Source organism: uncultured Planktosalinus sp. (assembly GCF_963973675.1).
GTDB lineage: Bacteria > Bacteroidota > Bacteroidia > Flavobacteriales > Flavobacteriaceae > Planktosalinus.
Genome location: NZ_CAXBAN010000025.1, coordinates 1 through 12,458 on the forward strand (window position 1 = coordinate 1; position 12,458 = coordinate 12,458).

Here is a 12,458-nt window from a genome sequence, read left to right on the forward strand (position 1 = left end):
AAATTTCAAAATGGAGTTTCTATTTTATGTTAGCAACCTTCCCGCTGAGTTTGTTTTTGAATAACCTCTTTGCCACGGTTTTTTTGATTGCCTTTGGCTTTTATTTATTGCTAAATCAAAAATTGATACTCAAAAAAACCTTTAAAAAGAAACTTCAATTATTTTTAATATTAAGCGTTCCTTTTTTACTCACTTTGTTGGGGAGCATTTATTCTTCAAATCCATCAGGGGCTTTAAAAATGATAGGAAAAATAGCGCCGTTACTTTTTTTTGTTTACTATGCTGTTTATCATAATACTTGGTTTTCAGATAAGATAAAACCTGCATTTTGGTTTCTGGTCTTTGGGTGTTTATTGTCTGCCGGATTAAGTTGGGGACTTTCATTAATAGAAATAGTTAAACTTAAACTGCCCATATCTGTTTTGTTTACACAAGAATTTGCCTATCACAATTTGGCAGAAAAACTGGGAATTCATACTCCATACTTAGCATTGTTTATAAATGCTGCTTTAGGGTTTATTGTTTATAGTTTTTATGATACACAAAGGAAACTATCAAAGCCATTTCTATGGGTTCTTTTTATTGTTTTGACCATTTTTTTATTTAATCTAATGGCAAGGAACGCCATATTTTGTTATTTGTTTTTTGGATTTATCTTTTTGGTAAAAAGCAAAAACTATCTGCTTTTGCTTATTTTTTTTCTAGTAATTAGCGCGCTTACAATCTATATTTACAATACTGAAAAAAACTTTTTAAGAGACCGCTTTATTTATGGAGTAAATATATTTGAAGAAGAAACCATATTTAGTAAAAAAGACAATCGTTTTTCTCGCTGGCAAGCCTCAGTTGAAGTTTTTAAGCAATTTCCAATAGTAGGACCGGGCACAGCCGCTGCTGAAGAATTTAGAAAAGAGCAATATTTAATTAATCTTGACAGCGAGGCCTACAATGAAGGCTATAACGCACATAACCAATTTGTGGAATATTTAAGCTCGTATGGTTTAGTGGGTGCAATATTATTTATTTTAATGGTGTTTTACTTAATTAAAAGCACCCTTCGACAACATTCGGTTTTACTAATGTACTTATGTGGTTGTTTTCTGATTGCAATGATCACAGAATCAATTTTAGTGAGATCTTGGGGTGTTATGTATTATGGAGTTCTTATAATATGTATACTTTCGTGGAACATTAAATTTCAAAAATTAGAATGAGAAATGTTTTTAATTTTTTTTTGATAATTCTTGTTTTTAGCTCTTGTGGAGAGAAAAAAATGAGAAAGGTTGTCGATGTTTCTAACAGAGCACTGGAATATGAGTTGATAAATCCATCAGGAAATTTTGAGGGTGATGTGCAGTTTTCAGAGAAAGGAGCAGAATTTAATGTCAATGATGGTTCAGGATATATTTTATTGGACTCACTAAACCTTAATCAATCAGCTTCAAAAAACATCAGCATGTGGTTGAAATTTGAAGGTGAAGATGCCAGAATTCCTCAAATGATATTTTCAATAAAAGACACTACAGACTCCAGAAAGCGCTTTAATATGTGGATTGCCGGAAGAAGAATAACAGCTGTTTTAAATGGCAACCATTTATGGGCAAATGAATATGATTACTCAAAGGGCAGGAGTAAAACTTATTATGATTCATTTATTCTTGAGCCGGGTAAGTTCTATTTTCTTTCAGTAAATTACACACCGCAAAAAGTTCAAATATATATCAACGCAGAATTGTACCAGCAATTTGATAATATTAATGATGGAAACATCAGTTTCCACCAAATTTATCTTGGAACAGAGCGTTATGAGAATGAATTCAGAAACCCTTTAATTGGGAATATTAGAAACTTAACCCTCTTTAATAGAACGCTGAATGTAAATGAAATATACTCCTTAAGCGTGGAAAGCCACGAGGCTATTTCTGAGTTTAACAAGGCTTTTGAGCTAAAGAAGTTTAATTTTAAGCAATAGTGAATTTAAATAAGAAAATAACATTTGAATCCTTGATGTTTTACGGCATTCTCAGTTTGCTTGTAATTAAACTGTTGTTTTCTTATTTGAATGAAGAGTTAGCCTGGTGGACCAGACATTTTACCCCCAACCATGAAAAATACAATCCGTTAGGAATGCCTGTAAACACTACAGAATATGTAGAGTACCTTTTAATTCCTTTAATGTTTATCTACTTAACAGTATATTTTAGAAAAGTAGGAATACTGTTGATTCCTATTCTCATTACATTTATTTTGTATGTGCTGAATTTATTTACAGCGTATTATACTTCAAATGCACTAATAGATTCATTAAAATATGCACTAAAGATAAGTACTCCTATTTATTTTTTTTGTGTGTTGGTGGTTCATACAAAATTAACAGGTAAAAGCATCAAAAAAGAGCTGATAGCTTTCGTTGTAATTTGTGCATTTTTATCTATCGTTGCACTGCTTTTATTTAACCCAACATTCAACAGAGGCTCTTTTAGGTGGCCTGTCTTTTTTAGCGGCTTACACACACACAACTATGTCTTGGCGGCACTTTTTGTTGGTGTTTCTTATATGTTGAAAAATAAAAAATGGTTAATGTATTCTTTTATGTTAGTCTCTTTTCTTTTTTTAATTGTAGGGTACAATGTGAGAACAGTAATTGTGTTCTATTTCTTATTTATAGTTGTTATGCTTTACCTCACTTCCGGGTTTTTTAGATACCTCTATGCAAAAATACTTTTATTTATTCCATTTGTTTTTGGGTTGGCACTTGTATATTTAAGAGATTTTGATTGGAACCGCTTTTCCTCAGGAAGGTTAACAATGTATGAGGAAAAGTTTGATATTTTGGAAGACTATGGATTCAAAGATTATCTTTTAGGAAGAGGGTGGGGTTCAGATTTAATTAAAACCAGTGAGTGGTGGTGGGAAGAAAAAGGCTCACATAATGACTTTTTAACTTACATAGTTGAAAATGGAATTCCATTTATGATTGTTTTTACCTTTCTTTTGTTAACGCTTCTTTTTCTTTCTAAAAGAATTTCAATAATACTTGCCACCTTAGTTATTGGGTACTTGCTAACATCACTTCTCAGTAATGGTTTTGCAGTTAGACCACAAGCAGCATATTTATTTTTTATGGTCTTTGCTTTTATTTACACCCATAATAAAAGTTATATCAATGAAAATGAGTAAAACTATTGCTTTTATTGGTCCTCTTCCTCCTCCCGTTGGAGGAGTGGCACTTGCAAACATAAGAGTTCAGCATATTGTCAAACAAAATCATCCAAATTATACTATTTTAAACTACAATACTTCAAAAGGTGGCGACAGGGCTGATTTGTATAAAAAAAAGGGACTTAAAGAGTTGTCTCATTTTTTAAGTAATATTTTTGGTGTTCTAAAATTTATTGCAAAAAATAAGATTGATGTCAGCAATATTTTTGTTGTGCCTAATATATCATTTATAAGAGAAGCATTACTAATTCTTTTTCTAAAAACAACCACAAAAAAACTTGTCATCCATTTACATGCTAAAACAGAAGGTGACTTCTTTTTAAACGGCATAAAGCTTAAGCTTTTCACAAAGATTCTTTCTCTTGGTGATGTGATATTTGTGCTTTCAGAAAACTATCATAAAAAATTTTATGCGCAATATATAAAACCCGAAAAGCTTGTTGTGCTTGAAAACTTTATTGACTATAAAGAATTTGAAAACGATATTGAGCAAAAATCAAATGATTTTCTTTATGTGGGTAGATTATCTGAAAAAAAAGGGTTTTACACTTTAGTAAAAGCTTTAGCACTGCATAAAAATGAGTTCAAAAGTTTAAAAATTCATGTTTTAGGAGAGTTTGAAAATGAAACTTTTGAGCAAAAAATAATTTCCCTAATAGAAAAACACAGTATTGAAAATTTCATTTTTTATGGCTCAAAAACGGGGTATGAAAAGAATGAGTTGTTTAAAAAATGTGCTGTTTTTATATTTCCTTCTTATTTTGAAAACTCGCCGATTGTACTTAAAGAAGCAATAGCTGCTAAAATGGCTATCATTTCAAGTGATATTCAGGAAAATAAAAATATACTTGACCCTTTTGATAATAAACTGTTTTTTGAAACTAAAAACGAAAACGACTTAGCAGCTAAAATGAAGGTGTTGATAGAAAGTCCTCAAAAAGTTAAAAAAATGATGACCGCTTCTGAGCATATAAAAGATTTTAATTTTGAAACTGCAAGCGAAATAATAGAAAAGTACCTGTATTGACATTTTATGATTCACATATCAAAAAAAATCATTTAACGATCAGTTTAATTACACTGTTTTTGCTCTTTTGGGGGCTAGAAGTTTCAGATAAACTAACCTATTATTTTTTTCCGGAATTTTCTTTTTCACAATACATAAAAGCTGCGGTTTTGATAGGGTTTTTGTTCTTTCAAATTGCAGTTAAGGACTATAAATTTATTCTGATTGCCTTGGTAATGTGTATCGTTTTTTCAATTGGACAGATATTTTTGGAGACCACTTTTTCTAGGAATGCACTATTAACTTTTTTCAAATTTTTATTTCCAATTTTACTTTTGGCTTTTATTAACAACAGGATTCAAAACTATGAACTTACTTCAGGGTTTTTTAAAACCTTTGAATGGGTAATGGTCGTTAACTCAATTTTACTTTTGATAGGCGTCCTTTTGTCAATAAAACTTTTTAACACCTACCAAGGGAATAGATTTGGATACAATGGAATGTTTGCTGCAGTTTCCAATGGAAGTTATGGATACATCATTACTATGTTCTATTTTTTACTTAGATATAAGGAAAGAGTGATTAAAAACTGGAAGTTTATTCTCATTTTTATTTCCTGTATTTTTATTGGAACAAAAGCGGTCTATCTCTCTATGGGTTTTGCCATAGCATATATTGTTGTTGTTTCAAAAATTCCATTTAAAAGAACTTTGCTTGTCGCAGCAATATTAACAGGGTTGTTACTAGCTTATTATTTCTTTTTCCAATATGGAATGTTTAATTCAATCAGGCAAAGTGATGGCTTGCTTTCAGCCTTATTGTCTTACAGAGATCAGTTGTTTCTGGAAAGAACCCTGCCTTTTATTCAAGAAAGCTGGAGTTGGGTTAATTATTTGTTTGGTGGTGTGATTGATTATGACATGCGTTCTCAAATGGACATCGTAGATGTGTTTTTCTTTTGGGGTATTTTCGGCGGAGCTTTTTATTTATTTGCGTTTTTAAGGCTATTTATACCGCGCAAAATAGATTCAACCGGATGGGTCTTTCTTTCCTTCTTTGCTTTTATTGTTCTGTTGGCAGGCAATTTTTTTGTGTATTCGTTTGTTGCAATTTTTTTAGTTGTTTTGAAATTAATTTTTCATGAAAAAAGCCTAGAAACCTCTGAATAATTTAAATTGGTTGTTTTTTATATCCATTTTAAAAACTACTTTTGCCCCAACTTTGACTTTGCTCCATGAGCCCTAAAATCAGTTTATTAAAAACCAATATTCACAACCTTTCCATGCAGGATACACTTGCATTGGTGGTGCAGGCTATAGAAGAAAACAAACAACTGCATCATACGGTAGTGAATGCAGGGAAACTGGTAACACTTCAAAAAGACGATGAACTTCGTGAAAGCGTCAACAGCGCTGATATCATCAACGCAGACGGGCAGGCTGTTGTCTGGGCATCAAAGTTTCTGGGTGTGCCCCTAAAGGAGCGGGTAGCAGGGATTGACTTAATGGCAAGCTTGGTGGAACTGGCATACAAGAAAAACTATAAAATTTACCTGCTTGGTGCAAAAGAAGAAATTGTTTCCAAATTGGTCAATATTTACAAAGAAAAATACAATCCCTCCATAATTGCAGGTTACAGAAACGGCTATTTTTCTGAAGAGAAAGAATGTGATATTGTGAATGACATCGTAAACTCAGGTGCTCATATGCTCTTTGTAGCCATCACTTCACCCAAAAAAGAAAATTTTCTTCATAAACATAAAGCAGCACTTTCCAATGTAAACTTCATCATGGGCGTAGGCGGCAGCTTTGACGTCTTTGCCGGTAAAACCAAACGCGCCCCCCTATGGATGCAAAAAATAGGCATGGAATGGTTCTATCGCTTTCTACAAGAGCCCAAAAGAATGTGGAAAAGATACCTCGTGGGCAATACAAAATTCTTATTTTTGGTGCTGAAAGAAAAATTCAAAAATAAAAACTGATTATTCCGATTTTTATCTAAAAATTTCATCTTGCCCAATGTGGTTCATAGCGCAAGCGGCTTGTTTTGTAAACTTTAAAAGAAAATCGGGAATTTTAAATAACAAGATACCCGCTTGCTCGGGTATATGAATATGAAAATAGCAGTAATAGGAACTGGATACGTGGGCCTGGTAACAGGCACCTGCCTGGCAGAAACAGGAAACGAAGTGGTGTGTGTTGACATAGATGCAAGTAAAGTTGAACGTATGAAAAACGGCGAGGTTCCCATTTATGAACCCCACCTTGATGTCCTTTTTGACCGTAATATCAAAGCCGGAAGATTGAGCTTTACCACTTCACTTGATGAAGGACTTGCTCACGGAGAAATTGTTTTCCTGGCCCTTCCTACACCCGAAGACGAAGACGGTTCAGCAGACTTGCAATATGTACTGGGTGTTGCTGACGAAATTGGCAAAAAAATCATTTCTTATAAAGTGATTGTAGATAAAAGCACTGTTCCTGTAGGAACTTCAGACAAGGTAAAAGCAACCATTGCCAAACACGCAAAAAGTGAATTTGATGTGGTCTCAAACCCTGAATTTCTAAGAGAAGGTTTTGCCGTAGATGATTTTATGAAACCTGAAAGAATTGTTGTGGGTTCGAGTAGTGAACGCGCAACGACTTTGATGAAAAAATTATACAGTCCTTTTGTGCGATCAGGAAATCCCATCATCATTATGGACGAGCGATCTGCAGAGCTTACAAAATATGCCGCTAACTCATTTCTAGCCACAAAAATTACCTTTATGAACGAAATCGCAAACTATTGCGAACTCGTTGGTGCAGATGTGGACAAAGTGCGCATCGGGATGGGGACAGACTCCAGAATAGGAAAGCGGTTTCTTTTTCCGGGAATTGGGTATGGAGGCTCTTGCTTTCCTAAAGATGTAAAAGCACTTCACAAGTCAGGGAAAGACGAAAACCACGAGTTTAAAATTTTAAGCGCAGTAATTGATATCAACAAGCATCAGAAAACGGTACTAATTCCAAAAATTGAAAGTTATTTTAATAACCAACTCACAGGAAAAAAAATAGCCCTTTGGGGTTTGTCATTCAAACCAGAAACAGACGATATAAGAGAAGCACCGGCGCTCGATATTATTGATGCCCTTCTCCAAAAAGGGGCATCTGTTATAGCTTTTGACCCCGAAGCGATGACAAATGTAGAAAGAAAACTAGGCAACCAAATTGAATATGCTGCATCTATGTATAAAGCAGTCGAAAATGCTGATGCTCTAGTAATTTGTACAGAGTGGAGTATTTTTAGAACTCCCGACTTTGAAAAGATTAAAAAGCAACTTACAAACAAGGTGATTTTTGACGGTAGAAATTTGTATGAAGTAAATGAAATGGTAGAAATGGGGTTTAATTATTTTTCAATCGGTCGATAATGAATAAACGTATTTTAATTACTGGTGCCGCAGGATTTTTAGGGTCTCATTTATGCGATAGATTTATTAAAGAAGGTTTCTTTGTTATTGGCATGGATAACCTTATTACCGGTGACTTAAAAAACATTGAACACCTTTTCAAACATCCCAAATTTGAATTTCACCACCATGACGTCACTACATTTGTATATGTGCCGGGAAAATTAGACTATATACTTCATTTTGCGTCACCTGCGAGTCCCATTGATTATTTAAAAATTCCCATTCAAACACTTAAAGTGGGTTCTTTAGGCACACATAATTTATTAGGTCTCGCAAAAGAAAAAAATGCAAGAATACTCATAGCATCTACCTCAGAAGTCTATGGAGACCCTGAAGTACATCCACAATCTGAAAATTATTATGGCAATGTAAACACAATAGGTCCCAGAGGGGTTTATGATGAAGCAAAACGATTTCAGGAATCAATCACGATGGCATACCATCGCTTTCACGGACTTGAAACCAGAATCGCCCGGATATTTAACACCTATGGTCCCCGAATGCGATTGAATGACGGAAGAGTGATTCCGGCATTTATTGGTCAGGCCCTGCGGGGCGAGGACTTAACAGTTTTTGGTGACGGTAGCCAAACGCGTTCTTTTTGCTTTGTAGACGATCAGATAGAAGGCTTATTCAGACTTTTGATGAGTGATTATTCAGATCCTGTAAACCTTGGAAACCCTGAAGAAATCACCATTCTCGAATTTGCTAATGAAATCATCAACCTCACCGGAACCAATCAAAAAATAATATTTAAACCCCTACCTCAAGATGACCCCATGCAAAGACAGCCCGAAATTAGCAAGGCAAGAGAAATCCTAAGATGGGAACCCATAGTTTCCAGAAAAGAAGGAATGGAAATGACTTATAACTATTTTAAAGGACTCACTAAAGAAGAGCTTGAAAAAAGTGAGCACAAAGATTTTTCAAAGCACATCAGAAAATAAATGCTATTTAAAAGAGGAAGATATTCAGGGCTTTTAAGACCCATTTCATATGCCATTGACCTCGTGGTGATTCAGGTCTTGGCATACATTCTTTTTTTTAATCAACAAACCAATTTTAATTATATCATTTTTATTTCTGCTGTTTGGATTTTTATGTCACTCAAATCCAACTTTTATGAAATCTACCGCTACACACAGTTAGTTAAAATCTTGTCTCTGATAGGCAAACAAATGGTACTTTTTATATTGGTAGTATTTGCCTTTTTTGGCTTTTACAATGAAATGAGTATTCATTACAATACCGTAATTAAATATGTACTATACTCCTTTTTACTAATTACAGTTTTTAAGCTTACCATCTATTACCTTCTAAAAAAATACAGAACACTGTTAGGGGGTAATTATAGAAATACTATCATCATAGGGAAAAACAAAAAAACTGAACAACTCGAAAAATTTTTTAAAGATAACCCTGAGTATGGCTATCAATTGCAAAAATCATTTGACCTTAGAGGAAATAACAAAGTTGAAATAGAAGACTGTTTTGAATACATACAAAAAAATGAAGTAGACGAAATTTATAGCTCAGTTGCAGAGCTGACAAACAAAGAAATTTTAATGCTCATTGATTTTGCCGACAATAACCTGAAAATTCTCAAGTTTCTACCAGACAATAAAGAAATTTATACAAAAAAGCTAGAGTTTGATTATTATGGTTATTTGCCGATACTCTCTTTAAGAAAGATACCTATTCAGGAACCTTTTAATCTATTTATCAAGCGCGTTTATGATATAATTGTTTCTGTGATGGTAATAGTGGGTCTTTTATCTTGGTTAACACCCATTTTAGCAATTTTAATTAAATTAGATTCAAAAGGTCCGGTGTTTTTTAAACAAAAAAGAAACGGCCTCGACTATGAAGAGTTTTTTTGCTATAAATTCAGATCAATGAAACCTAATCCGGTAGCTGATTTATATCAGGTAACAAAAGGGGATCAAAGAATTACACGTATGGGCAGATTTTTACGAAAAACCAGTATTGACGAATTACCGCAATTCATCAATGTTTTAAAAGGAGATATGTCTGTAGTGGGACCCCGACCTCACATGGTTAGCCATACACATATGTATGCAGAACGCATCGATAAGTTTATGGTGAGACATTTTATCAAACCCGGAATTACAGGTTTGGCACAAGTGAGTGGCTACCGGGGCGAAGTAGAAACAGACGATGATATTATCAACCGTGTGCGTCTCGATATTTTCTATCTGGAAAATTGGTCATTGCTCCTCGATCTTAAAATTGTTTTTCAAACAATATTTAATGCACTTAGAGGTGAGGAAAAAGCCTATTAATAACTTTCAATTTCTTTTAAGAGCTTCTGAAACTGTTTATTAAAGTCAAAATGGGTTTTAGCAGTTTTTTTAATTTTAGCAGCATCTGGAAGCAAATGTTTTCCTTGTTGTAGGTCATTAAGCAGTTGCTCAAATTCTGACCTATAATGATGCTTTATTACAAACCCAAGCCCTAAGGTTTCAACTATATTGGCTCCTTCACCATCTGAGAAATAAACTACAGGAACACCCAAACGACTCAATTCAAATATTTTTGAAGGAACAGAGCCATAAATTCTTTTAACTAAAGGGATCAAAGCTATATCATATTCAGTTAGCTCAAGGTCTAACTTGCTTTTTTTCAACACACCACAATAATGTATTTTTGGATGGGTCTTGGCAATTTGTGAAATTTTTTGAGCTTCTGGGCCTTCTCCATAAATAGAGATAGAAGTACCTTCGGGCAGCTTTAAATTTTCAATAAGACCCGCAACTCCCTGTGCAACCCCCAATAAGCCTGCATAAACTATTTTTGTTTCATTTGAAGGCTTTTTAACAGGTTTTTGCAACTCAGAATGTAATGGAGGCAAATTTCTATATAAAAATATTTTTTTTGTTTGAAACAAGGTTTTTATATGTATCAAAATTTCTTCTGACTGTCCCATTATTAAACTGGAGTTTTTGTAACAAAATTTTTCAATTGATTCCAGTATATTGTAATAAAGCCCTTGTTTTAACAAGCCCATTTCAAGGCCCGCAAGCGGCCATAAATCTGAAACATTAAGTATTATTTTTTTTCTCTTTAAGCGCAAGAGTAAAACCGAAGTAAAACCAACAAAAATAGGTGACATTTGAACAAAAACAACGGCAGATAGCCGTTTAAAAATCAAAAACCAAAATAAGCTAAAGCTAAAGCTAAACATTGATAAAAGACGTTTAATTTTTGAAGATGAATTACTTGGAATATGCCAAAGCCTATAAATAGTTAAAGTCCCCTGGTTTTCTTTGTAAAATAGCTTTCCGCGGAATGACTCAAATATTTTGCCGAGAGGATAACTGGGTAACGGGCAAATAACGGTCACCTCATATCCATTTTTAGAAAAAGCATCTACCATAGAAGCTATGCGGTTTGAAGCAGCACCACTTTCAGGTGGAAAATAATTAGTGATAACGGTTAGTCTTTTATTCATTAACTAAAGTTGTAAATTGTTTCAATTTTCCTCTTCGGTTTCTTTTCAGAATCTCCACGCGCTTAATATTGAGATTTAAACCGCTGCCAATGTAGGTCTCAAGTGCTTTTCTGATTGCTTTTTCTTCCTTGTCATTTAGGGGAATCCGAGACGTGTATTTAATCTCGAAAGAATTCTTTTTAATTTGTACCACAACAAACTCAGTGACGTTGCTTTCTTCTTCAATAATTTTTTTGGTGACGTAATAAAATGTGAGTCCGGGCACTTTTTTTCCGTTAGGCAAAATCGCTATATCGTTTGTTCTGCCAATTAGTGACTTTAAAATTGGTTTTCGGGCCGTGCCGGCTTTAGAAAAACTCCCCCAGTCTCCAATATCATACCTTATAAAAGGATGTGCTTTGTTGTATAGCGAAGTGATAACTATACGCCCTTGTTCTCCCAACGCAACTGGGTGATTGTTTTCGTCGAGAATTTCAACAAACAAGGTTTCAGCATTTACGACAAAATCATTTTGAGCGTCAGTATATGCAATCAAATCCAGTTCTGAGGCTCCATATTCATTGACGATGGGTACTCCTAGCCAGTATTCTAGCAGTTTTTTATCACGTTCAAACAACATTTCTGAAGTGACCATACACACTTTTAAGGAGGGACAAACATCCTTCAATATTACATTTTTATGTTGAAGGTGTTTTGCAAACAATACTATTGAACTTGTATACCCATTGATATATTCAAAAGACATTTTAGTGAACTTTTGATAAAACTGCTCCAACATTTCTTCAGAAAGGTCAAAAATGGGAAACCGGTACCTGTTGCTCAACAAGTCTTTGAAACGTTCCTTTTGATAGCCTACAAAATTTAATGGGATGCCATAGAAACGTGCCTGAAACGATTTTTTCAAATCAATTCCGTGCCAGGCAAACCTGTTTTGAATAACTGCCCAAGTAAGCGCGTGGCAAAACTTGTCTTTAGCAAAAATAAAAGGATGTCCACCAGACCCCGATGTTTTATTGATGTAGACATTCTTTTTAGAAAACTCGTTAGAAAGTCTTTTTACAAGTGGCTGTTGTAAATCAGATTTTTTTAATACTGGAATTGAAAGCCAGTTTTCAGTGTTAACCCCTTTAGTTAACTCCGCATAAAAACTGTTGTTCTGACTATGGTATTGAATAATTTTTTGCTTATGCTTTTCAATATATTCTAAAAAGGCATCATCAGAAAGCTGTTGAATATCATTTAAATGGCTTCTTGCTTCCCTGATAGGAAATCCTTTTAAACGCAATGTGAAATCAAATAAATTC

At 34.0% G+C, this 12,458-nt stretch carries 11 protein-coding genes; 9 read left to right on the plus strand and 2 right to left on the minus strand.

The annotated features are described in order from the left end of the window. The 9 genes from AACY61_RS01930 to AACY61_RS01970 form a co-directional block, all read left to right on the plus strand. On the plus strand, positions 1-1,214 hold a 1,214-nt coding region (locus AACY61_RS01930; RefSeq protein WP_339609669.1), incomplete at its 5' end, for an O-antigen ligase family protein. A gap of 59 nt (positions 1,215-1,273) precedes the next feature. Further along, positions 1,274-1,972, plus strand: coding sequence for a LamG-like jellyroll fold domain-containing protein (locus AACY61_RS01935; protein WP_339609670.1), 699 nt, complete (start codon positions 1,274-1,276; stop codon positions 1,970-1,972). 35 nt (positions 1,973-2,007) lie between these two features. Next, positions 2,008-3,180 carry a hypothetical protein gene (locus AACY61_RS01940; RefSeq protein ID WP_339609672.1) on the plus strand — a complete coding sequence of 391 codons (1,173 nt, stop codon included), beginning with the start codon at positions 2,008-2,010 and terminating at the stop codon, positions 3,178-3,180. Next, the gene (locus tag AACY61_RS01945; RefSeq protein WP_339609674.1) at positions 3,167-4,249 is read left to right on the plus strand and encodes a glycosyltransferase family 4 protein; all 1,083 of its coding nucleotides are present in this window, start codon (positions 3,167-3,169) and stop codon (positions 4,247-4,249) included. Before AACY61_RS01940 ends, AACY61_RS01945 begins: the two co-directional genes overlap by 14 nt. Before the next feature lie 314 nt (positions 4,250-4,563). Next, complete coding sequence (locus tag AACY61_RS01950) at positions 4,564-5,397, plus strand: hypothetical protein (RefSeq protein ID WP_339609676.1); 834 nt, start codon at positions 4,564-4,566, stop codon at positions 5,395-5,397. Positions 5,398-5,462: 65 nt separating this feature from the next. Beyond that, positions 5,463-6,209 (plus strand): WecB/TagA/CpsF family glycosyltransferase, encoded by a 747-nt coding sequence (locus AACY61_RS01955; RefSeq protein ID WP_339609678.1) that lies wholly within the window; start codon positions 5,463-5,465, stop codon positions 6,207-6,209. Between the two features lie 132 nt (positions 6,210-6,341). Then, a complete protein-coding gene (locus tag AACY61_RS01960; RefSeq protein ID WP_339609680.1) occupies positions 6,342-7,640 on the plus strand; it encodes a UDP-glucose/GDP-mannose dehydrogenase family protein in 1,299 nt (432 codons plus the stop codon). After that, positions 7,640-8,629: a UDP-glucuronic acid decarboxylase family protein gene (locus AACY61_RS01965; RefSeq protein ID WP_339609682.1), complete on the plus strand. Its 990-nt coding sequence runs from the start codon at positions 7,640-7,642 to the stop codon at positions 8,627-8,629. Before AACY61_RS01960 ends, AACY61_RS01965 begins: the two co-directional genes overlap by 1 nt. Then, positions 8,630-9,985: an undecaprenyl-phosphate glucose phosphotransferase gene (locus AACY61_RS01970; protein WP_339609684.1), complete on the plus strand. Its 1,356-nt coding sequence runs from the start codon at positions 8,630-8,632 to the stop codon at positions 9,983-9,985. Here the strand turns inward: AACY61_RS01970 and AACY61_RS01975 are convergent. Next, complete coding sequence (locus AACY61_RS01975; protein WP_339609686.1) at positions 9,982-11,154, minus strand: glycosyltransferase family 4 protein; 1,173 nt, start codon at positions 11,152-11,154, stop codon at positions 9,982-9,984. The genes AACY61_RS01970 and AACY61_RS01975 overlap by 4 nt on opposite strands. Then, positions 11,147-12,458: phenylacetate--CoA ligase family protein (locus tag AACY61_RS01980; protein ID WP_339609689.1), on the minus strand; the 1,312-nt coding region annotated here is incomplete at its 5' end. The genes AACY61_RS01980 and AACY61_RS01975, both read right to left, overlap by 8 nt.